At 56.2% G+C, this 21458-nt stretch carries 19 protein-coding genes and 2 pseudogenes; 12 read left to right on the forward strand and 9 right to left on the reverse strand.

Annotation, left to right across the window (positions count from 1 at the left end):
• Nucleotides 1-431 precede the first annotated feature (431 nt).
• The 5 genes from yacG to pilB are packed head-to-tail and all read right to left on the reverse strand — an operon-like array spanning nt 432 to nt 5046.
• The gene (yacG, locus tag FFH21_RS04165; RefSeq protein WP_007251656.1) at nt 432-641 is read right to left on the reverse strand and encodes a DNA gyrase inhibitor YacG; all 210 of its coding nucleotides are present in this window, start codon (nt 639-641) and stop codon (nt 432-434) included.
• A complete protein-coding gene (gene coaE, locus FFH21_RS04170; RefSeq protein ID WP_011167725.1) occupies nt 638-1261 on the reverse strand; it encodes a dephospho-CoA kinase in 624 nt (207 codons plus the stop codon). Before coaE ends, yacG begins: the two co-directional genes overlap by 4 nt.
• Complete coding sequence (locus FFH21_RS04175) at nt 1258-2130, reverse strand: A24 family peptidase (protein WP_011167726.1); 873 nt, start codon at nt 2128-2130, stop codon at nt 1258-1260. Before FFH21_RS04175 ends, coaE begins: the two co-directional genes overlap by 4 nt.
• A gap of 1 nt (nt 2131) precedes the next feature.
• Entirely contained in the window at nt 2132-3349 is a 1218-nt protein-coding gene (locus FFH21_RS04180) for a type II secretion system F family protein (protein WP_011167727.1), read from the reverse strand.
• Nucleotides 3350-3351: 2 nt separating this feature from the next.
• Nucleotides 3352-5046, reverse strand: a complete 1695-nt coding sequence (pilB, locus tag FFH21_RS04185; RefSeq protein WP_011167728.1) for a type IV-A pilus assembly ATPase PilB — start codon at nt 5044-5046, stop codon at nt 3352-3354.
• Nucleotides 5047-5270: 224 nt separating this feature from the next.
• Between pilB and FFH21_RS04190 the strand changes: the two genes are divergently transcribed.
• Both FFH21_RS04190 and FFH21_RS04195 read left to right on the forward strand, forming a co-directional pair.
• Entirely contained in the window at nt 5271-5666 is a 396-nt protein-coding gene (locus tag FFH21_RS04190; protein WP_011167729.1) for a prepilin-type N-terminal cleavage/methylation domain-containing protein, read from the forward strand.
• A gap of 564 nt (nt 5667-6230) precedes the next feature.
• The gene (locus FFH21_RS04195; RefSeq protein WP_004663377.1) at nt 6231-7490 is read left to right on the forward strand and encodes an IS256-like element ISPsy17 family transposase; all 1260 of its coding nucleotides are present in this window, start codon (nt 6231-6233) and stop codon (nt 7488-7490) included.
• A 42-nt stretch (nt 7491-7532) separates the two neighbouring features.
• Here FFH21_RS04195 and FFH21_RS04205 read toward each other — a convergent pair.
• From FFH21_RS04205 to FFH21_RS04215, 4 genes and pseudogenes are all read right to left on the reverse strand, one after another.
• Nucleotides 7533-8759 (reverse strand): annotated as a pseudogene (locus FFH21_RS04205) (polysaccharide biosynthesis C-terminal domain-containing protein); the annotation flags it as partial.
• Between the two features lie 112 nt (nt 8760-8871).
• Nucleotides 8872-10062: an O-antigen ligase gene (locus FFH21_RS30165; protein ID WP_054088532.1), complete on the reverse strand. Its 1191-nt coding sequence runs from the start codon at nt 10060-10062 to the stop codon at nt 8872-8874.
• 9 nt (nt 10063-10071) lie between these two features.
• A pseudogene (locus FFH21_RS30170) lies at nt 10072-11325 on the reverse strand (IS256-like element ISPsy17 family transposase); the annotation flags it as partial.
• Between the two features lie 189 nt (nt 11326-11514).
• Nucleotides 11515-12060, reverse strand: coding sequence for a DUF1523 family protein (locus FFH21_RS04215; RefSeq protein WP_011167731.1), 546 nt, complete (start codon nt 12058-12060; stop codon nt 11515-11517).
• A 119-nt stretch (nt 12061-12179) separates the two neighbouring features.
• Between FFH21_RS04215 and FFH21_RS04220 the strand changes: the two genes are divergently transcribed.
• From FFH21_RS04220 to FFH21_RS04265, 10 genes are all read left to right on the forward strand, one after another.
• Entirely contained in the window at nt 12180-13178 is a 999-nt protein-coding gene (locus FFH21_RS04220) for an ATP-grasp domain-containing protein (protein ID WP_011167732.1), read from the forward strand.
• A gap of 54 nt (nt 13179-13232) precedes the next feature.
• Complete coding sequence (locus tag FFH21_RS04225) at nt 13233-14372, forward strand: trypsin-like peptidase domain-containing protein (protein WP_011167733.1); 1140 nt, start codon at nt 13233-13235, stop codon at nt 14370-14372.
• Between the two features lie 66 nt (nt 14373-14438).
• Nucleotides 14439-15572, forward strand: a complete 1134-nt coding sequence (locus FFH21_RS04230) for a phosphoribosyltransferase domain-containing protein (RefSeq protein ID WP_011167734.1) — start codon at nt 14439-14441, stop codon at nt 15570-15572.
• Complete coding sequence (locus FFH21_RS04235; RefSeq protein ID WP_002552030.1) at nt 15565-16323, forward strand: hypothetical protein; 759 nt, start codon at nt 15565-15567, stop codon at nt 16321-16323. Before FFH21_RS04230 ends, FFH21_RS04235 begins: the two co-directional genes overlap by 8 nt.
• Nucleotides 16316-17410 (forward strand): cysteine protease StiP family protein, encoded by a 1095-nt coding sequence (locus FFH21_RS04240; protein WP_011167735.1) that lies wholly within the window; start codon nt 16316-16318, stop codon nt 17408-17410. The genes FFH21_RS04235 and FFH21_RS04240 overlap by 8 nt, the downstream gene beginning before the upstream one ends.
• Nucleotides 17410-18360: an HpcH/HpaI aldolase/citrate lyase family protein gene (locus FFH21_RS04245; protein WP_005782711.1), complete on the forward strand. Its 951-nt coding sequence runs from the start codon at nt 17410-17412 to the stop codon at nt 18358-18360. The genes FFH21_RS04240 and FFH21_RS04245 overlap by 1 nt, the downstream gene beginning before the upstream one ends.
• A complete protein-coding gene (locus FFH21_RS04250) occupies nt 18361-19107 on the forward strand; it encodes an HAD-IB family hydrolase (RefSeq protein WP_005757136.1) in 747 nt (248 codons plus the stop codon).
• Nucleotides 19108-19154: 47 nt separating this feature from the next.
• A complete protein-coding gene (locus tag FFH21_RS04255; RefSeq protein ID WP_005757133.1) occupies nt 19155-19748 on the forward strand; it encodes a TerD family protein in 594 nt (197 codons plus the stop codon).
• Nucleotides 19745-20938, forward strand: coding sequence for a TerD family protein (locus FFH21_RS04260; protein ID WP_054073232.1), 1194 nt, complete (start codon nt 19745-19747; stop codon nt 20936-20938). The genes FFH21_RS04255 and FFH21_RS04260 overlap by 4 nt, the downstream gene beginning before the upstream one ends.
• Before the next feature lie 51 nt (nt 20939-20989).
• Nucleotides 20990-21439, forward strand: coding sequence for a tellurite resistance TerB family protein (locus tag FFH21_RS04265; RefSeq protein WP_002552036.1), 450 nt, complete (start codon nt 20990-20992; stop codon nt 21437-21439).
• The last annotated feature ends 19 nt before the right edge of the window (nt 21440-21458 follow it).

Consider the following 21458-nt stretch of genomic DNA (forward strand, 5'->3'; position numbering starts at 1 on the left):
GCATCTCTTTTTCTAACTGATTTAGTGGTAGTCGTATTCAGATCGATCTTCTGGGTAATAGAGTTACGCAGTGCGCTGACTTATTCTGTTTTTGGAAAGCAAGGAGGGATTTATGCAAGTGGGAAACGTTAATGGATACGATGTTGTGTCTGAGATCTGGTGTGACAAATGCGCAACAGAAGGCGCGCGTCGAGGGGACTTTACGGTTACAGGGGCACGTCCCGTGCCGGCTCAGCCCTGTCAACGGTCGAGTTGTGGCGATCCACTGGCGGAACTGAACAAGGTCAAGAAAAAATAGTGTCTCTGGTGGGCATCACAGCCGCTTGGAATCAGGCGGCTGTGTGATCGCCTTCGTGAGCAATGCGGATATCCGCCCTGGTTACTCCGGAGCCCGTTGGGCAGAAGCAGAGTTGCCTGCGCATTGAGGGCTATCAATGCCCCCGGTGCGGAGCCTCTAAATCACCCGAAAACATCTCATCCTCAGCATCCGGGCTCACCGGAATCGCATGCTCTTCAGAAGCCCATGCTCCCAGGTCGATCAGTTTGCAGCGCTCTGAGCAAAACGGGCGGCTCGGACTGGCGGCGCTCCATTCTACCGGGGCATCGCAGGTTGGGCATTGGACGGTCATTGGTTGGCTCATGATTGGCCTCCACGCAAAGTAAGGTAAAAGTGGTGCAGCCGCTCGACTTCGCTGTTCAGCCAGGCGTGATCGCGGTCATTGACCAGCACATCGTCGGCATGGCGCAAACGGTCTTCGCGCTGGATCTGCACCTTGAGAATGGCTTCGACCTGCTCCTGGCTGGAACTGTCGCGCAGCATGGTGCGTTCTATTTGCAGATGCGCCGGAGTATCAATCACCAGCAGGCGCTGCACCATACGGTATTGCCCGGACTCGATCAGCAGCGGCGAAACCAGAATGGCATATGGCGATTTGGCCTTGGCCAGATGGCTGACGATTTCCTGATTGATCAACGGATGCAGCAGCGCTTCCAGCCAGCGTCGCTGCTCCGGGTTTTCAAAAATCAGCTTGCGTAGCGCGCCACGGTCCAGCTCGCCGCTGGCCTGCAACAAGCCTTTACCGAAGTGCGCGGCTATCTGCTCCAGCGCTGGACGCCCCGGCTCGACCACCCAGCGGGAGGCATGGTCGGCATCCACGGTGTCGATGCCAAGGTTGGTAAAGCACTGCGCCGCTGCGCTTTTACCGCTACCAATGCCGCCAGTCAGGCCAAGAATCCAGGGTTTTTGATCAGGGTGAGTCATCTGAAACCGGCAAACTGCATGTAAGAGTCGGTTATTTGACCACCCCAGAGCAAAGCGATCCACCCCGCAATGGCCAGATAAGGACCAAAGGGGATCGGCGTACCACTTTCAACCCTGCGCACGCGCATCATGATCACCCCAAGCACCGCACCCACCAGCGATGACAGCAGGATGGTCAACGGCAGAATCTGCCAGCCGCCCCATGCGCCAAGCATGGCCAGCAACTTGAAGTCGCCATAACCCATGCCTTCCTTGCCGGTCACCAGTTTGAATAGCCAGAACACCGACCACAGCGCCAGATAGCCGGCCACCGCGCCCCACAGCGCATCGTTCAGCGAGGTGAACAGCCCGAAAGCGTTTACGATCAGGCCCAGCCACAGCAGTGGCAGCACCAGAGAGTCAGGTAACAGCTGGTGATCGGCGTCGATCAGACTCATCGCCAGCAGGCCCCAGCTCAACACCAGCATCGCCGCTGCCTGCCAGCCGAAGCCGAAATGCCAGGCGATGTAGGCCGACAACACTGCGCAGGTCAGCTCTACCAATGGGTAGCGTTTGCTGATCGGGGCTTTGCATTGTGAGCATTTACCGCGCAGCAGCAGATAGCTGATGACCGGCAGGTTTTCCCACGGGCGGATTTTGTGCGCGCAGCGCGGGCAGCTGGAGCGAGGGCGGTTCAGGTTGAAGGCGGGCTGATCGGGTTCCGCGGGCAGGCCGAGCATTTCACGGGATTGGGCTTTCCAGTCGCGCTCCATCATTTTGGGGAGGCGGTAGACGACTACGTTGAGGAAGCTTCCGATGATCAGGCCGAGAATGCAGCAGGTAATGACGAAGGCCAGCGGTGAGCTGGCCAAGAGGTCGAGGAGGGGCATGTCAGACGACGTTTCCGAGTTTGAAAATGGGGAGGTACATGGCGATAACAAGGCCGCCGACGATGACACCCAGCACAGCCATGATCATGGGCTCCATCAGGCTGGTTAAGTTGTCGACCATATTGTCGACCTCATCCTCGTAGTAGGTCGCTACCTTGTCCAGCATATTGTCCAACGCGCCTGATTCCTCGCCTATGGCCGTCATCTGGATTGCCAAGCTTGGAAAAACACCGGTCGATCGCATCGAAAAATTCAACTGCATGCCTGTGGAAACGTCTTGTTTGACCTTGTTTACAGCGTCTCTGAAAACAACATTGCCGGTAGCACCTGCAACTGAGTCAAGTGCCTCCACTAGAGGAACGCCTGCTGCGAATGTTGTTGCAAGTGTCCGCGCGTAGCGAGCTACGGAAGACTTGAAAATAAGCGGTCCAATGATCGGTACTTTCAGCAGAAACCGATCAATATTATCGCGAAATTTTTCAGACTGCTTATAAGCTCGTTTGAACAAAAAAGCGCCTACGAAAAAAAGACCAACTATTGCTAACCACCATTTCTGTACGATATCTGATAAGCCGATTACCATGAGAGTAAATGCGGGTAGCTCTGCGCCAAAGCCTGCGAAAACTGACTGAAACTGCGGCACCACTTTGATGAGCAAAATACCTGACACGATAATTGCGACGATCAACACAGCAATAGGGTATGTCATGGCTTTTTTGATTTTTGCTTTGAGCTTTTCAGTCTTTTCCTTGTAGCTAGCGATGCGGTCCAAGAGACTCTCGAGTGCACCTGCTTGCTCGCCCGCATCGACCAAATTACAAAACAGGTCATCGAAGTATTCCGGTTTCTGTCGCAGAGCCGTCGCAAAGCTGTTCCCTGCCGACACCTCCTGCTTCAGTGAGCCAACCAGTGCACGCATGTTCGGGTTTTCCGCACCCTCGGCAATGATGTCAAATGACTGCAGAAGCGGCACGCCTGCCTTCATCATGGTCGCCATCTGCCGAGAAAAGAATGCGATGTCCAGCGGCTTGATCTTCTTGCCTTTGCCAAATATCGAAACAGGCTTTTTACGTACCTTGGTGAAGTTGATACCTTGCTTGCGCAGTTGAGCCTTTACGAGCGCAAGATTGTGCCCGCTCACTTCGCCACTGAGTTTGCCGCCTTTCTTGTCCACACCTTCCCATGTGTAAACACTGACTTTAACTGCCTTGCTGGCCATGCTTAATCCTTGGTCACGCGGTTGACTTCTTCAAGGCTGGTAATACCTTGCATGGCCTTCGACAGTCCGGAGGTCCTCAAATCATTGAAGCCGTCCTTGCGCATCTGCCTGGAAATCTCCAGCGAATTGCCTTCTTCCATGATGATGCGTTCCAGTTCTGGTGTTTTCTTGACTACTTCGTAAATGCCCACCCTGCCCCTGTAGCCGCCGTTGCAATGCTCACAACCTACTGGGCCATAGATTTTAAACGTACCGATCTTCTCCTCTGGAAACCCCTCCTGGATGAGCGTTTCCCGGGGTATGTCGAGCTCTTTCTTGCAATGGCTGCATAGCTTGCGCGCCAGCCGCTGGGCAATGATGAGGTTAATCGCCGTAGCGATGTTGAACGCTGCGACGCCCATATGATGCAAGCGAGTAAGGGTTTCTGCGGCACTATTAGTATGCAGAGTAGATAAAACCATATGGCCGGTCTGAGAGGCTTTGATGGCGATTTCGGCGGTTTCCAGATCTCGTATCTCGCCGACCATGATTACGTCGGGATCTTGACGCAGGAATGCGCGCAATGCCTGAGAAAAGTCCAGTCCCTGACGCGGGTTGACGTTGACCTGATTGATGCCTTCCAGGTTGATCTCTACTGGGTCTTCAGCTGTGGAAATGTTGATGTCCACAGTGTTAAGAATGTTCAGGCCGGTGTATAGCGAAACTGTTTTGCCCGAGCCGGTGGGGCCGGTCACAAGAATCATGCCTTGTGGTTGCTTCAGCGCTTCAAGATACAGCGCTTTTTGTTCTGGCTCGTAGCCCAGAGCGTCAATGCCCATCTGCGCACTGGTCGGATCGAGGATCCGCATTACGATCTTCTCTCCCCATAGCGTGGGTAAGGTATTCATACGAAAATCGATGGCTTTGGTTTTGGACACACGTAACTTGACACGTCCGTCCTGTGGTTTACGCCGTTCCGAGATATCTAGGCTAGCCATGACTTTCAAGCGCGCGGCAATACGGTTTGCCAGATGAATCGGCGGTCTGGCGACTTCATGCAAGATGCCGTCAGTACGCAACCGCACGCGGAAGATCTTTTCGTAGGGTTCGAAGTGCAAGTCGGATGACCCTAATCGGATAGCATCCATCAGCATCTTGTTGACGAAGCGTACTACCGGGGCGTCGTCAGCGTCACTCTGAGTAGCAAGGAAGGTTTCCTTGCCGTCAGCCGGTTCGATGTCCAGACCCAGATCTACATCTTCCAGATTGCCCAGACCGCTATCACTGTCAAAAAAGCGATCTATAGCAATAGTCAGCTTGTCATCTTCGACCAGAATAGCTTCGGTGTTCAGGCCCGTGCTGAACTGAATATCAGTCACCGCCTGATGATTGGTCGGGTCCGAAATCCCGATAAATAGTTTATTGCCGCGCCGCCACAGCGGCAGTGCATGATGTTGTCGAACCAGCTTTTCACTCACCAGGCCTTTAGGCTGGCTTTCTTTGTCCAGGCTGGCGAGGTCCATGAAGGGCACGCCAAACTGATCGGAAGCCATTTCTGCCAGCGTCAGGCTTTTGACCAATTTGCTCTGGACCAGATAGCTCACCAACGAAATCTTGTTACGGCGCGCCTGTTGATACGCTTGCTGCGCAACAGATTCGGTAAGTAGCTCGGCGTGGACCAACTGTTTGGCCAAACCAGTGAGGACAGCATCAGTCATAAAACCACCAGACACAGACAATGGGTGGGTTATAGCGCAGTCGGGCTGTGCTGCCAAATGGCAGAGAGGCATGTGACGAAAATTGTCAGTTTCTACTGATTTCAGAACGTCCTTGTCGCTCATAGATGGCGCTGGTGATGTCAGCAACCGAGAATAGGTTTTGGCACGACCTGTGCTTCAACGCTCCCAAGGCACAACCTAATTGACGCCTCGGAGAAGTAGAGATGAACGCACAAAAAGGCTTTACACTGATCGAGCTAATGATCGTTGTTGCGATCGTTGGTATTTTGGCGGCGGTAGCAATTCCGCAATACCAGAACTATGTCGCGCGCGCGAATGGTGCCAGCGCGGTCGCCACGCTTGATGCTGCGAAGACTCAGGTGGGGATCAATGCTCAAGAAGGGCTTTCGACTGCACTCTGCACTAACGTGACCCTGCCTACAAATGGTACATGTAATGCTACAACGGGCGTCTTGGTTAGCCCGTCGGTTGGGAATGGAACTTCTGCAACTACCGCTACTTTGGCTCCTAACTTGGGTGCAGCAGGTGCCATAACTTGGACTTGCACGGTAAGTAATGCTAAGTCTGCTTCCAGCACATGCACCTCCACTGGTACCTAACTAGCTTGGTGTCCAGGCGGACTCATCACTTTGGTAGGGTGGTGAGTCCCTAGTTTGTTTGTTTTTAAATAAAGCTATATGTATAGTAAGTAATAAGTCGCTGCAGTCTGTTCATCTCTAGTCTGAGATGATTTTAAAGGGTTTCTGTTTTTGCTTATAAATTTAAATAACCACCTCGCAGATGCGCAGTGCGCTTGCAAGAAAAGGCAGGCTTGTGAGGGTTTTTAGTCTATATCTGAGTTGGGTTTTATTTTGCTAGCAGTGCTGAGATCTCATGTTTTTTTTCTAATATGTTGCACCGTTCTTTTTGTTAGTATATACACTGATGGTACTGATGGTTTTGCTTCGCACGATATTCAAAGGTTGGGTCAATGTGTTATTGGAGTGATGTCCCTTGCCTTTCTTTTCTTTCATCGCGTAATGAAAGCTACCAGTAGTGACGTTTTTCTATTTTGGGTCAAGGTTGCTTTTCAAGGTCTGCTATTGGTAGGGCTTATGTCCAGTCTTATGGGAGACTGTCAGAAATTTTGTGTTCGGGCATAACATGTAGCTAGAGGTGCATGTATGCCGACCAAAAAGAAGTCCGCCAATGCAACAGCGAGGGAGTTGCCCTCGATTCCCCAAGAGCTGATCGAGCAGTTTGTTAAAGGCCCGATGAGCGCCGAAGCCATTCAAGACGCGTCCATGGCGTTCAAGAAGGCTCTGATCGAGCGTGCGCTAGGCGCCGAGCTGGGTCACCACCTTGGTTATCCTCAGGGCGCGGAGCGCCCTGAGGGGGCGACCAATCAGCGCAATGGCAAAAGCAGCAAGACGGTTCTGACCGACGACGGGCCGCTTCGCCTGGATATCCCCAGAGACCGCGATGGTAGCTTCGCCCCGATCCTGATTCCCAAGCACGAACGACGTTTTACAGGCTTCGACGACAAGATAATTGCCATGTACGCCCGGGGCATGACGGTGCGTGAGATCCGCGCTTTTCTATCTGAGCAGTATGGAACTGACGTGTCCCATGACTTCATCAGCTCAGTCACCGATGCGGTCATGGAAGAGGTGGGCGCTTGGCAGCAACGACCCTTGGAACCGATGTATCCGGTGATCTTCTTCGATGCGTTACGGGTCAAAATCCGGGACGAGGGGTTAGTGTGCAACAAGGCTATTTATCTGGCGCTGGGGGTATTACCTGATGGCACGCGCGACATTCTGGGTATATGGATCGAGAGCACCGAGGGTGCCAAGTTTTGGATGAAGGTGTTCAACGACCTCAAGACTCGTGGCGTTGAAGATGTTCTGATCGCCGTCACGGATGGCCTCAAAGGAATACCGGAGGCGTTGGGGGCGGTTTTTCCTGCCACGACGCTGCAAACCTGCATCGTGCATCTGATCCGCAACAGCTTGGACTATGCCGCTTGGGATAAACGTCGGGCACTGGCCAAAGCACTCAAGCCGATCTACCAGGCGATCAATGCCGATGTGGCTGAGCAAGAGCTTAACGCCTTTGAAGCGGGCCCCTGGGGCAAGCAGTATCCGACTGTAGTTGCTGCATGGCGTCGCGCCTGGGATCGGGTTATACCGTTTTTTGTTTTTCCGGCGGGCATTCGCAAAGTGGTTTACACGACCAATGCCATCGAGAGCATCAATGCCCAGTTACGCAAGATCATCAAGACTCGAGGGCACTTCCCGACCGATGAGGCTGCGACGAAACTGATATGGCTTGGGTTGCGCAACATCACCGCCAACTGGGGTCATGCGGCACACGACTGGAAAGTGGCAATGAATCAATTTGCGATCCTGTACGGAGACCGATTTACCAGACCGAGCTGGTAAAACAAGGGCCTGCCTGACGGCAGGCCCTAACCAGCCCGAACACAAAAAAACTGATACTCCCACTGTAGCCCATGCGGCGCCAAGGGCTCCATGAGCAGGTATCAACCAAGCGTTGAAACATATATTGACCAACAGTGAAAACGCGGCACTGATCATGAAAAAGCGCTCACGATGAGTTGCGATTGCGCACTGAACGAGAACCAGATTCGGTAACTCGAAGATCAGAGAAATCGATAACCACCCCATGACAGGTCGAGTCTCGTCGGCATACGCGCTGCCAAACATCAGACCAACGCCCCATTCGCCCGAAGTCCAGCCTATACCCGCCAACGCGATACCGATTGCGAGGGCTACGAAGACAGCGTTACGGCTGAAGCCGACGCTGCCTTCCGGCGTCGCAGCCAGCCGCCGCATGCGTCGAAACATGACCAAGGCAATCGGTGTGGCTAGCAACATGACGCCATCGATCAGACGGCAGGCAACGGCGTAATAGCCGACCTCCCGCACGTAGCCCAGAACGCTGTGGAGGATGACTATGTCTACGCGATGGTAGATCGTGGTCAGCAGATTCATCAGCAAAAAGACAAACGCACTGCGGTAAGCCCAAACAGGCAATGCCAGCCGGATTCTGGGCAGCGCAGGCAGATCCCGGCCAAACCAGACGAAGGTCAACAGTAGACCAACCCCCCAGGCAGAAAAGATCACTACTGGCGTCAGGCCGAAAATAGCAATGCTGCTCAGGATCATCAGCGCGCTCAGGCTTCGCGCGCAAACCTGGAAAAACGCGTCCCTGGCAAAATCCCCGGCCCCCTTTAGCCACGAAGAGAGCCACATGACCAGTGTCATTGCGCCAAAACAAAATACGGCAGCGGCCAGTGACGTGCCATCCAGCCAGCGCGACGCCAGATAAGCACCCAGCATCAGCACCGCACTACTGATCACCAGATGCAGCAACGCTTGGCTTGGCAGGACCTGATTCAAAGTCTCTAGCGCAGCTGTGGGGGATGTCCTCTCACGCAGCAGCAGGGTTTTGAGACCCGCATCCTGGATCAACGCCAAAAACATCGCCAGAACATAAATGTAGGTGTAAGCGCCAAACGCGTCAGGCCCCATGCTACGAGCCAAGAAAATTGAAATGCCAAGCGACATCGCAGCGCCGTAAATCGTTGACATCCACTGAGCGATCAGAGGACTGCTTTTCCTCAGTAAAGAAAATAGCGAGAAGCCCGACGTGATTTCCGCACCCTGTAAAGGCATCTTTGGAGACATTGAATACTTCCGAAAGAAAGGGCTCTATTTACAAGGTAAAAGGAACCCGGCTATCAAATATCACCGGGCTGAGCGAGTGGATATACGGAAAATGCTAGCACAAGCCAGGGGCTCACCTCCCAGATGGATGCGCAATAACCCCCTGCATCCAGAAACGTGGAAGATACCGACCACCGAAGTCTTCACCAAATTGCTGTATGCGTGTGTCCATGTCGGGTACGTCGCGAACAATGGTGTAGAGAATCATGCCTGTCGCAAGGGTCAGGCAAAGCAGCCAAGCACGACTAAGCGCAATACTGGCCGGGCGAGGGGCTGTTTGCCATTCATGCAACGCCAGCAGCCAGCCCACAATGATCGCCAGCCAGAGTTGTGAATAGGGCATGACGATCACGCCGTCGACCATCGACTGGGTCAGGGCACCAACGAGACTGGCGAACAGGCACAGGCGCATTAGGTTTACAGGCTCAAGAGACAACGCGCGCTTGTGCAATAGTACCGCGGTGGTAACCAACCCGTATAACGCAAGGCCTGCCACGCATAACGTCGAGGGAATCCCCCACTCACAGGCCCATTGCAAAATGGCCTGATGTGGGTGCGCTGCCACGGCATTCCATATATCAGCAAAATGCATGGGACCAAAACCAAGGAGCGGGCGCTCTTTGATCATTTCCCATGCTTGCTGCCAGAGGATTTCACGTGCGGACAGTGAGGTCGTCAGGCGGTCGCCTGCGAAATTGCTGACTTCGATACCCAGCAGGCTTGGCAGCACGTTGAACAGCAGGGTGAACAGCAGAAGCCCCGCCGAGGCCGCGCCCATCTGCCAACCAGCCCAACGGCGTCCGGCACGTCCGAGGCAGAACACAACTGCAACTGCGGCGGCCATTCCCAGCCATGTGCCCCGAGTCCCCCCACTGATCGCGATCATCCACCAGAGGCTGGTCAGGCAGAACAAACCGACCTTGATTGAGCGTCGTGTGGAGGGCAGTAGTAGTGGCAGCACCAGTAAGGGCAGAGTGAAGGTCTGGAATTGGCCGTAGAAACGCTTGTTGGAAAAGCCGTCGAGTAGGAGGTCAGTATCGAAGGTTGGGGCGGAGCTGAGGAATGCTGCGGTGGAGGCGGATAGAAACTGGATTGTTTTAACAGTGCAGATAAGGATAACAAAGCCTATAAAGGCGCGATCCAGTTGGGCACCGTGGTGCTGTCTTTGCAGAGTGAATGCAGTGGCAATTGCGCAGGAGAGCAGTAAAGTTGATAGTTCTGTTAGTGCCCAAGTTGGTTGATGAGCCATAAGAGGGAGTATCAGTTTTTTTGTGTTCGGGCTGGTAAATCGGTCTCCGTACAGGATCGCAAATTGATTCATTGCCACTTTCCAGTCGTGTGCCGCATGACCCCAGTTGGCGGTGATGTTGCGCAACCCAAGCCATATCAGTTTCGTCGCAGCCTCATCGGTCGGGAAGTGCCCTCGAGTCTTGATGATCTTGCGTAACTGGGCATTGATGCTCTCGATGGCATTGGTCGTGTAAACCACTTTGCGAATGCCCGCCGGAAAAACAAAAAACGGTATAACCCGATCCCAGGCGCGACGCCATGCAGCAACTACAGTCGGATACTGCTTGCCCCAGGGGCCCGCTTCAAAGGCGTTAAGCTCTTGCTCAGCCACATCGGCATTGATCGCCTGGTAGATCGGCTTGAGTGCTTTGGCCAGTGCCCGACGTTTATCCCAAGCGGCATAGTCCAAGCTGTTGCGGATCAGATGCACGATGCAGGTTTGCAGCGTCGTGGCAGGAAAAACCGCCCCCAACGCCTCCGGTATTCCTTTGAGGCCATCCGTGACGGCGATCAGAACATCTTCAACGCCACGAGTCTTGAGGTCGTTGAACACCTTCATCCAAAACTTGGCACCCTCGGTGCTCTCGATCCATATACCCAGAATGTCGCGCGTGCCATCAGGTAATACCCCCAGCGCCAGATAAATAGCCTTGTTGCACACTAACCCCTCGTCCCGGATTTTGACCCGTAACGCATCGAAGAAGATCACCGGATACATCGGTTCCAAGGGTCGTTGCTGCCAAGCGCCCACCTCTTCCATGACCGCATCGGTGACTGAGCTGATGAAGTCATGGGACACGTCAGTTCCATACTGCTCAGATAGAAAAGCGCGGATCTCACGCACCGTCATGCCCCGGGCGTACATGGCAATTATCTTGTCGTCGAAGCCTGTAAAACGTCGTTCGTGCTTGGGAATCAGGATCGGGGCGAAGCTACCATCGCGGTCTCTGGGGATATCCAGGCGAAGCGGCCCGTCGTCGGTCAGAACCGTCTTGCTGCTTTTGCCATTGCGCTGATTGGTCGACTCCTCAGGGCGCTCCGCGCCCTGAGGATAACCAAGGTGGTGACCCAGCTCGGCGCCTAGCGCACGCTCGATCAGAGCCTTCTTGAACGCCATGGACGCGTCTTGAATGGCTTCGGCGCTCATCGGGCCTTTAACAAACTGCTCGATCAGCTCTTGGGGAATCGAGGGCAACTCCCTCGCTGTTGCATTGGCGGACTTCTTTTTGGTCGGCATACATGCACCTCTAGCTACATGTTATGCCCGAACACAAAATTTCTGACAGTCTCCCTACAGTGGCCTCGGAAGCTCTACTCACTCTCTGGCTGTTGCTGGGCGGTATGCTCGCAGTAAAGCACGACACGTCTGCTCAATAAGGCCCTCGCCTTAAACTATCCGCCGAGGGCCGTAAGTCAGAGCTAAGTGCTACCTCACAACCCCATCAACCCGAGCCCGCCCTTTAAACCTCTTCCTCACCCCAACCACAACCATCACCACCAGCAACCCCACCACCACAAAAAAGATCGTATTAAACACCGGAAACGGCTGATCACGGCTCGTCACCGCTTCAACTTCGGTCACGTTGGGAAACATCGATAGGATCGTTATGCGCCAGCCGTAATAACGAATCAGCGCCAGTTGCTGGGAATCACGCGAGTAGCCCTGGGCTTTGGCCTGGATGTCGGCGGAGTCGAATTTGAAGTACCACGGGAAGCTCCAGCCGGTGTCTTCGTTGCGGTAGACCACGACTTTCTTGGTGTCCGGGTCTTCGGTGTTGATGAAGTACACGTCGCGGGTCGGGCCGTCTGCCGGGTTTTCGGCGTTGATGACGCCGTCGGCGTCCATTCTTTTGACTTCCACGCCGGTGATCATCACGACATCATGGCGCGGCAGGACGTAATAAAGGCTTAATGCGCCGATCCCGAGTGCCACGAATACCACAAGCCAAATCGACCTTCTCAGCCACTTCATACCAGCGTCCTCTGTTTAAAATTGCATGACTTTGCCCTAATCCGAACATTTCGAAGCAAAACAGTTATTACAAAATTCGACAAGGCCGTTGCAGATGGCGTTGTCTTCCGGAGATTTACATGATTTGGTTCCTTGAAGGGCAGTCCAGCCAGCGTGAAGTGATCATGGGCGCGCGCGATGCGCTGCCTGCGTCGGTGCAGATTATCGCCTCGCATCGCCAGCAGCGCTCCGAAATTACCGGGCAGGCCCATGTGGCACTGCAAGAGCCGGTCGATAATGAAGAGCGTATCGACTGGGTGCTGGAGACTGCTCGTTCGCTGGGCGTCAGAACTATTGTCGCCGGGCGTATAGGCAGCTTTTACGAAGCGCAGCGTGCACGTTTTGTTGCCGAAGGTTTGGACCTCGTCACGGGCGGGACGTCCCAGCAGACCTTCATGGATGTCGATGACAAGAGCCGCTTCACGGCGGCGGCCGAGGCGGCGGGTCTGGCTTGCATTCCCGGAATTGCCGCGAGCAGCGCCGAGGAGTTGCAGGCGGCTTACGATTCGTTGTCGGTATCTGGCGAGGTGTGTATCAAGCCGGTGGTCGGGATTTACGGGCGGGGCTTCTGGCGGTTCAAGGCCGATGTCGACGATTTTCGCTGTTTCGCCAATCCGGATGCGCGTGAAACGACGTTTCAGGCGTACCTTAATGCTTATCGTCAGGCCGAAGACGTACCGGCGATGCTGCTGATGCCGTATATGCCCGGCAGTGAATGCTCGGTGGACATGGTCTGTGAGCACGGCAACGCGGTTGCTTTTGTCGGGCGGCGCAAGGTGGGGTTGAATCAGACCTTCGAGCGCGACAGCGAAGCCGTGCAACTGGCGGTGCGCGCAGCGGAGCATTTTGCCTGCGACGGGCTGATCAATGTGCAGACCCGTGACGACGCTGACGGCAAGCCGCGTTTGCTGGAAATCAACCCGCGTTACTCCGGCGGGATCGGTTATACGCGTGAAACCGGCGTCAACCTGCCGGGTATTTTTGCGACACGCCGTCTCGGCTTGAAAGAACCGGAAACACATTGGCTTGAGGATATCCGCGTGAAGGCCATCACGGTCGCTGTACGGGCCACGGTTTGATCAGGATAATAGATTTTTGCTATCACTAATCGCTCTTATCAGGGAGGATCGGGCATGAAGCTTCTTGCGCCAGGTGCAAACACTGCTTTAGCAAACGCCCACTGCACCTGGAATCTGGAGAGCGGCAAATCTTCGGTTTTTGGTGAGTACGCAGCAGTCGCTTTGCTGGCGGTCAACGACAAGCGCCAGCCCATGGGCGACCCGGCGCTGCTGCACCATGAACAGAGCTGGATGGAGTGGAGCGGCGGGCCTCAGGATGTTGGCTGTACGCTTCGGCTGGACAGGCTCCCGGCGGGCAGTGATCGCGTGCTGCTGATGGTCTACGTCTACGCCGCCATGGGGCCGATCCGTGATATTGCCAGCCTGCATCTCAAGGTGGATGCCGACATCGAGCATCGGCTGGATCTGCGCGATAACGGCGAAGCGGCGATCATCATCGGCGAGTTCTACAAGCGTAATGAACAGTGGAAATTCCGCGCGCTGAGCGAAGGCTCGGCGTATGGGTTGTCGGCGTTCGGGCGCAAGATCGGCCTGGACGTTGATGACCGTCACCCGCGCCACCCGTCCGTTGGCTCCAGTTGCGGGCCTCGGCATGAGTCGGCGACCGGCACGGCATTTGTGGTTGGCCCGGCGCACGTCATGACCTGTGCGCATGTCATTGAAGACATGGGCGTGTTTTACATCACTTCATTGGAAGGCCGTTACAAGGCCGAACCAGTGGTGATCGACCGTCGCAACGACATCGCGCTGCTGCGGGTGCAGGGCGCGCCGCCGTTGTCTCCGGTTACATTCCGGGACGGGCAGGGCTGTGAGCCGGGTGATACCGTAGCGGTCCTGGGTTACCCGTTGGCGTCCATTTCCGGTGGCGGGCTGCAGGTGACGCAGGGCGGGATCTCCGGTCTGTTCGGTCTGCACAATGACGCCAGCCTGTTCCAGTTCACGGCACCGATTCAGCCAGGGTCCAGTGGCAGCCCGCTGTTCGACAACGGTGGCGCGGTGATCGGCATGGTGACGTCCACCGTGCCGGACGGGCAAAACATGAACTTCGCAGTGAAGTCCGCACTGCTGCTGTCCTTTCTGCAGGCATGCCGTATCGATGCGCCGCATGCCCGCCCGGAAAGGTCGTACACCACCACAGAAATCTCACGCGCCGCACAGTCATCGTTATGGCTCGTTGAAGCTTCTCGCCAATGACGTCGGTGTTGCCTGCTCAAGTGGCAGGCGTCTGGGGCTGCGGCCCCGTTACTCAGGAATTTATCAATGGACAGCAGCGCAGCTTTTTCCAACTCTACAAAGCTTCGTGCTGACCTGCTTCGTGGTCGTCTCGACGTCAGCGTCGATTCGTCCACTATTGCCCCGGATTCTCTGTTCGGCTTTGCTGAACGACGCAACCCCAAGCGTGCATTTCTGTTCGTGTCCCGGGTGCTTGGGCGTCATATTCCCGCGCGTCCGGGCGTGATGCTGAAAAGTTTTCAGGACCTGGCGCACAAGATTCCGGCAGACCTGCCCGGCCCGGTGCTGGTCATCGGCATGGCCGAAACCGCAGTCGGTCTCGGTGCCGGCGTGCACCGTGCCTACAGCGCAAAGCGATCTGATGCCTTGTATCTGGTCAGCACGCGCCATCCTACCGGCAGCGAGCTGTTCGCCCGCTTTGAAGAAGAGCACAGCCACGCCAGCGCTCACCTTATCCATCTGCCTGTCGATCCGGCGCTACGCGAGATGATGCTCGGCGCACGTTCGCTGGTGCTGGTCGATGACGAGGCGTCGACGGGCAAGACCTTCATCAATCTCCATCAGGCGCTGGTCGAGGCCGGGCTCAGCAACATCGAGCGGGTGGTGACGTGTGTGCTTACCGACTGGTCGGCAGGTGCAGTCAGCACGTCGATGGGCGCAGTGGCCGAGCAGGTCTCGCTGTTGCAGGGGTCGTACTCTTTCGATGAAGACGTGAGCGCGCCATTGCCGGATATGCCTGAGGTTGGCACCGTGGCAATGGGCGACTGGCCGCTGGTAACCGCCAATGACTGGGGGCGGATGGGCGTGTTGTCGGTTGCCGATACGCTGGCGCCAGGGCTTACCGTGCAAAAGGGTGAACGCGTTCTGGTGGTGGGCACCAGCGAGTTCGTCTGGCGTCCGTTTCTGCTGGCCGAGCGTCTGGAAAAAGCCGGTGCCGATGTGCATTTCAGCTCTACCAGCCGTTCACCGATTGCACTGGGGCATGCCATCGACCATGCGCTGTCGTTCTCCGACAACTATGGCCTGGGCATTCCCAACTTCCTGTACAACGTGCGGCCGGGTCAGTTTGACCGGGTGCTGATTTGCACCGAAACCCCAAGGCAGGCCGTACCCGCCGAGCTTATCGAAGCGCTGAACGCCGAGGTTATCTGCGATGAGTAACGACCGCCCGCTGATCTTCGTCGATCTGGACGACACACTCTTCCAGACCGCCCGCAAAACGCCCGCGAACATTGAAAAACATGTCGCAACGCTGGATATCAGCGGTAACGCCAATGGCTACATGACCAACGTGCAGAAGTCCTTCGCGCACTGGCTGCTGGCGCATTCCGATGTGGTGCCGGTGACCGCGCGCAGTGTCGAGGCCTACAGCCGGGTCAAACTGCCGTTCACCGCAGGCGCGATCTGTTCGCACGGCGGTGTGATGCTCGATGTCATGGGGCGGCTGGACCAGGACTGGAACGAGCAGATGAAAAATACCCTGGCCAGCTATCAATCGCGGTTGCATGAATTGTCTGCCGCCACACTGGCGATTGGTCATGAACTGGGCTTTTCACTGCGCGGCTGGGTGGTTGAAGAGGCGCAGCTGTTTCATTACGTGGTGACAAAGCATAACGAGAGCGATGACAGCGTGCTCAGCAAGGTGCTGGCCGAAGTGCAGGCCCGCGGCCTGCTTGACGGCATGCACATCCACGGCAATGGCAACAACCTGGCCTTTCTGCCCGAGGGGCTGGCCAAGCGTTACGCGGTTCAGGAGTGGCTGCGGCGCGACAAGGCCATCAATGGCGAACGCCCGGTGCTCGGTTTTGGCGACAGCATTACCGACCTGGGTTTCATGGACGAGTGCCACTGGTGGGCGACACCCGCCCGCAGTCAGTTGGCGAAAATGTTTGTCGGAGCAGAGCATGAGTGATCCTGTTCACGGGCTCGATACGGTAGGCAGTGGCAGTTATCTGTACGACGACGTGCATTTTCTGCTGCGCAGCGTTGCGATGCAGGCCACTAGCGTGGCGGAGAAGGAGCGCCTGATCCAGACACGCCAGAAGCACTACTCGGAAATGATCAGCGAGGAGTCCGCCCCCAGCGCCGCTCACAAGGCGTTGTATGAGCGTGCACTCAGCCAGAACGGTGCGCGTATGGCCGATGACGTGCAAGCCCTGGCGCAGGCGCTTGACCGCGAATGCACCGGCGCTGAAATCGTTCTGGTGTCGTTCGTGCGTGCCGGTCTGCCGCTGGGTGTGTTGTTGCGTCGGGCGCTGATCGATCTGCACCGCGAAGCGCATCACTACGGCATCAGTATTGTTCGTGATCGCGGCATCGATAAAGTCGCGCTGGAGGCCATCATTCTGGCCCACGGCGCGCAAAACATCGTGTTTGTCGACGGCTGGACCGGCAAGGGCGCAATTTCGGGTGAAATACGTCGCAGTCTGGCAGGCGACACGCGTTTCCCTAAAGAACCACGACTGGTGGTGCTGGCCGATCCCTGCGGCAGTGCCTGGCTGGCGGCGTCGGCAGAAGACTGGGTGATCCCGTCCGGTATTCTTGGCGCGACCGTGTCCGGGCTAGTGTCGCGCTCTATCTGGCCGACGGACGGCGGGCTGCATGGTTGTGTGGTTTACGAGCAATTGCAGGGCCACGACGTCACGCAGTCTTTTATTGAACACATCGACAGCCAGCGTCGTCAAAACAGTTCTACGCTCACGCTGACACCCTGGACGCTGACTCAGCGAGCCGGACTCAAGGACGCTGCAACGCAGGTGGTCGACCGCTTGGCCGAGCGCTTTGATATCACTAACTTCAATCGCATCAAACCGGGCATTGCCGAAGCCACTCGCGCGGTCATGCGCCGTGTTCCAGACCATGTGCTGGTACGCAATCGGGCGGACAGCGATGTGCAATTGCTGCTGCACCTGACCGAAAAAGCGGGGATTCCCGTTGAAGAAGTCGGCGATGTGCTGGGACCTTATCGGGCAGTGACCATCATTCGGAGTCTGAGCTAATGGCCTTATTTTCGCCTTATGCGTTGGGGGCAACGCTGTACATGCCCGCCACCCGCGATGACATCGTCGATGTGGTGTTCGGTGAAAAGATTCCCGAACTGCGTTCGCTGGTCGTGTGCCTGGAAGATGCGGTAGCGCTGATTGATGTCGATACAGCGCTGGTCAACCTTCGCCAGGTGCTGACCCGCATTCAGGACCGTGGCGGCCGCCCGGCCAACGGTCCGCTGTTGTTCGTTCGTCCGAGAGATGCCGCAATGGCGCGGATTCTCAATGACTGGCCGCTGATGGCGCACGTTGATGGGTTCGTTGTCCCCAAGCTTTCGCTGAAAAGTCTGACGAGTTGGGAGCAGTCCGTTACCAACCCGGCACTGGCGTTGATGCCTACACTGGAAACCCCGGAAGTGTTCGATCCGACGGCAATGGTCGAGCTTGGGCAAGCGCTGAAAGCCAGTCTGTACGAGCGGATCATTGCGTTACGTATCGGTGGCAATGACCTGATGGGCTGTCTGGGGCTGCGCCGCAATCCGGCCATGACCCTGTATTCGACGCCCATGGGCTATGTGATCCCGATGCTGGCGGGAGTGATGGGTTCGCAGGGGTTTGCACTCACCGCACCAGTGTTCGAGCAACTGGCCACACCTGACATTCTGGAGCATGAACTGGCACTGGATATTACCAATGGGTTGGTCGGTAAAACGGCAATTCACCCCTCGCAGGTCAATATCATTCAGAATGCACTACGCGTCAGTCTGGAGGACATGAACTCCGCCCGGATGATTTTGAACTCTGTGGCCCCCGCAGTGTTCAAGTACAACGATGCGATGTGTGAACCGGCTACCCATTACAAATGGGCAACCCACATCATGGAGCGCGCCAAATGGCATGGAGTGTTATCCGCACCCGCTTCGATCATGGATGCCAGCATTCGACTCGCTGAGGCAGTTAGCTAGATGATAGAACCTGACCTTGAAACCGTAGAACCTGATATTGAACCTGTAGGACCTGATCTTGAAATCGAAGTGGAACAACGCCTGCTGGCGGTTTTCGATTTCGACGGGACCATCACCCGGCATGACAGCTTTGTGCCTTTTCTCAAGTTCGCCTTTGGGCAACGTGCCTTTTCCGTGCGCATGGCCCGTTTGGTGCTGCCGAGCATCGGCTATCTCGCCAAGCGCGTGACCCGCGATGAACTGAAGGGGCGCTTGATCAAGGCGTTCCTCAGCGGCGTTGAAGTGCAATGGCTGCAGCAAAAGGCCGAGGCGTTCTGCCAGTCGCACTGGAGCCGCCTGATGCGCCCGGCTGCGCTGGAGTCCATCGCCGCCGAAATCGACAAGGGTGCCATTGTCACGCTTTGTTCAGCATCGCCTGCTATGGTTCTGCAACCCTTCGCTGATCGCTTGAAAGTAGAGCTGATCGGCACCAATCTGGAAGTCATCGACGGCAAACTGACTGGATTGATCGAAGGCAGCAACTGTCGTTGCGATTCGAAAGTCGCACGCCTTGAAAGTGTTTATGGGCCGCTCACGCAGTTCCGGGTTCGTGCCTGGGGCGACACGCGTGGTGATCACGAATTGCTCGCCGCTGCTCAGGATGCGCACTGGCGTTTGTTCCATCCGACGTGGCGTCGAGGCCGTTATAAAGGCCCCGTTAACGCCAAGTTACACAATCCTGATGGCAAAGATGGGCCAACACGGTAAGGCTGTAACACTTTTATCCGAATTCCGACGTTCACATGGAGCGAAAAATGGCACTCACTTTGGCAAAGAACCAGACGATCTCACTGGAGAAAACCGCTGGTACCGGCCTCAAGAAAGTCAGTATGGGCCTTGGATGGGACCCTGAAAAAGCCAGCGGTTTCTTCGGCAAGTTGCTCGGCGGTGGCGGTGGCGATATCGACCTGGATGCCTCCTGCATCATGCTCGACGCCGACAAGAAGCCCCTCGACCTGGTCTGGTTCCGCCAGTTGCAGTCGCGCGACGGTGCCATTCAACACTCGGGTGACAACCGCACCGGCGAAGGCGCGGGCGACGATGAAACCATCAGCGTTGATCTGGAAAAACTGCCAGCCGCGGTCAAATACCTGGTGTTCACCGTCAACTCGTTCACCGGTCAGAATTTCGAAAAAGTCGCCAACGCCTACTGCCGCATTGTCGATCTGGGCAGCCGCAACGAACTGGGCCGCTTTGATCTGTCCGAGAAAGGCCAGCACACCGGCGTTGTGATGTCCTACCTGGCGCGCACCCCCGCAGGCTGGGATTTCACCGCAGTTGGTCAGGTTACCAACGGCCGTACTGCAGATGATCTGGTCGAACTGGCCATCGGAGCTGTACGCGCATGACCCAACTTGTCCCAGGCGCCAACGCGCCAGTCGCTGCCGGTCCGTTGACGGTCGAGGTCAGCTATTCCCCGCTGGCGGATGCGGATATCGACGTGTCTGCATTCCTGCTGACCGCCTCCGGCAAGGTGCGTGGCGATCAGGACATGTGTTTCTACGGCCAGAAAAGCGTCAACGGCGGTGCGGTCCAGCAGACGGAAGCGTCGGCCGGGCGTGCTGTGTTCAGCCTTGACCCGAGCCGTCTGGATTCAGTCATCGAGAAGGTCGCCCTGACGGCAACCATCTACGAGAACAAGGCCAGTTTTGGCAGCGTGTCACGGCTGGCGCTGAGCATCACTGGCGGTATCGAAGCCGATATCCCTACCAGCGGCATGAAAGAAACCGCACTGATTCTGGGCGAGTTTTATCTGCGTCAGGGCGCGTGGAAATTCCGCTGCGTCGCCCAGGGTTTTGCCGGCGGGCTTGAACCGCTGGCAAAAAACTTTGGCGTAGAGGTCGCAGCGCCCCAGGATCAACCTGCACCTGCACCTGCACCTGCACCTGCACCTGCACCTGCACCCGCGTCTGCACCCAAGTCGACCGTCAGTTTGAGCAAGATCACGCTCGACAAGACCCGTGCTTCGATCAGTCTGGAGAAATCCAGCGCCGGTTTCGGTGAGATTCGGGTCAACCTGAACTGGAACCGTCGCAGCGACAGCAAGAGCGGCGGCTTCTTCTCGATGAAGAAGAGCAATGCCATCGACCTTGATGTAGGCTGCCTCTTCGAACTGCAGGATGGCCTGAAAGGCGCGGTTCAGGCGCTGGGCAACTCGTTCGGTTCGCTCAACACCGAGCCTTTCATCAAACTGATGGGCGATGACCGTACTGGCTCGATCAGTGACGGTGAGTGGCTGCATATCAACGGCGCGCACTGGAGCAAGATCCGTCGCATTCTGGTTTATGCGTTCATCTATGAAGGTGCGCCGAACTGGAAAGAAACCGACGGTGTTGTCACCATTCATGCGCCGGGCCAGCCGCCCATCGAGGTTCGCCTCAACGAAGAAGGTGGTCGTCAGGGCATGTGTGCAATTGCCTTGCTGGAAAATGACAACGGCGCAGTCAAGGTGACCCGCCGGGTGGATTTCCACAATGGCCACAGCAACATGGACAAGGCCTATGGCTGGGGCATGCGCTGGGCTGCCGGTTCCAAGTAAACAATACCGTGGTATTTCTGGGCTGGCTGTGCCGCCTCATGGGAGATAGACATGCTGGACTGGTTGAAAACAAACGCAACGGCTGCTCGCGACAAGCTGGCTTCGGAAGTTTCGAAGTTCAAGAACCGCGAATTCATGGAAGCTGTGGTTTCCGGCTGTGCGCTGGTATCGGCCGCTGACGGCGATATCAGCTCCAGTGAAAAGCAGAAAATGGCTGGCTTCATCCAGAACTCTCAGGAACTGAAAGTTTTTGACATGAAGGAAGTCATCCAGGGTTTTCAGGAAGCGTGCTCCAAGTTCGAGTTCGATTTTGAAATTGGTCGTGCCGAAGCGTTGAAAACCATCGGCAAGATCAAAAAGAAAGAAGATGCCGCCCGTTTGCTGGTGCGCGTCTGCTGTGCTATCGGTGGCGCTGATGGCAGCTTCGACGAGAAAGAGCGGGAAGTCTGCCGCACGATCTGCCGAGAGCTTGGCCTGAACCCGTCCGATTTCGACCTGTAATTTTTTACCCTAAGGAACG

The sequence above is a fragment of the Pseudomonas sp. KBS0707 genome (assembly GCF_005937945.2).
In the GTDB taxonomy this organism is placed as follows: Bacteria; Pseudomonadota; Gammaproteobacteria; order Pseudomonadales; family Pseudomonadaceae; genus Aquipseudomonas; species Aquipseudomonas amygdali.

Bases quoted from the DNA above. Each gene is read 5' to 3' on its own strand.
- yacG (WP_007251656.1), bottom strand. From the start codon at position 641: ATGAGCCAACCAATGACCGTCCAATGCCCAACCTGCGATGCCCCGGTA.
- coaE (WP_011167725.1), bottom strand. From the start codon at position 1,261: ATGACTCACCCTGATCAAAAACCCTGGATTCTTGGCCTGACTGGCGGC.
- FFH21_RS04175 (WP_011167726.1), bottom strand. From the start codon at position 2,130: ATGCCCCTCCTCGACCTCTTGGCCAGCTCACCGCTGGCCTTCGTCATT.
- FFH21_RS04180 (WP_011167727.1), bottom strand. From the start codon at position 3,349: ATGGCCAGCAAGGCAGTTAAAGTCAGTGTTTACACATGGGAAGGTGTG.
- pilB (WP_011167728.1), bottom strand. From the start codon at position 5,046: ATGACTGATGCTGTCCTCACTGGTTTGGCCAAACAGTTGGTCCACGCC.
- FFH21_RS04190 (WP_011167729.1), top strand. From the start codon at position 5,271: ATGAACGCACAAAAAGGCTTTACACTGATCGAGCTAATGATCGTTGTT.
- FFH21_RS04195 (WP_004663377.1), top strand. From the start codon at position 6,231: ATGCCGACCAAAAAGAAGTCCGCCAATGCAACAGCGAGGGAGTTGCCC.
- FFH21_RS04215 (WP_011167731.1), bottom strand. From the start codon at position 12,060: ATGAAGTGGCTGAGAAGGTCGATTTGGCTTGTGGTATTCGTGGCACTC.
- FFH21_RS04220 (WP_011167732.1), top strand. From the start codon at position 12,180: ATGATTTGGTTCCTTGAAGGGCAGTCCAGCCAGCGTGAAGTGATCATG.
- FFH21_RS04225 (WP_011167733.1), top strand. From the start codon at position 13,233: ATGAAGCTTCTTGCGCCAGGTGCAAACACTGCTTTAGCAAACGCCCAC.
- FFH21_RS04230 (WP_011167734.1), top strand. From the start codon at position 14,439: ATGGACAGCAGCGCAGCTTTTTCCAACTCTACAAAGCTTCGTGCTGAC.
- FFH21_RS04235 (WP_002552030.1), top strand. From the start codon at position 15,565: ATGAGTAACGACCGCCCGCTGATCTTCGTCGATCTGGACGACACACTC.
- FFH21_RS04240 (WP_011167735.1), top strand. From the start codon at position 16,316: ATGAGTGATCCTGTTCACGGGCTCGATACGGTAGGCAGTGGCAGTTAT.
- FFH21_RS04245 (WP_005782711.1), top strand. From the start codon at position 17,410: ATGGCCTTATTTTCGCCTTATGCGTTGGGGGCAACGCTGTACATGCCC.
- FFH21_RS04250 (WP_005757136.1), top strand. From the start codon at position 18,361: ATGATAGAACCTGACCTTGAAACCGTAGAACCTGATATTGAACCTGTA.
- FFH21_RS04255 (WP_005757133.1), top strand. From the start codon at position 19,155: ATGGCACTCACTTTGGCAAAGAACCAGACGATCTCACTGGAGAAAACC.
- FFH21_RS04260 (WP_054073232.1), top strand. From the start codon at position 19,745: ATGACCCAACTTGTCCCAGGCGCCAACGCGCCAGTCGCTGCCGGTCCG.
- FFH21_RS04265 (WP_002552036.1), top strand. From the start codon at position 20,990: ATGCTGGACTGGTTGAAAACAAACGCAACGGCTGCTCGCGACAAGCTG.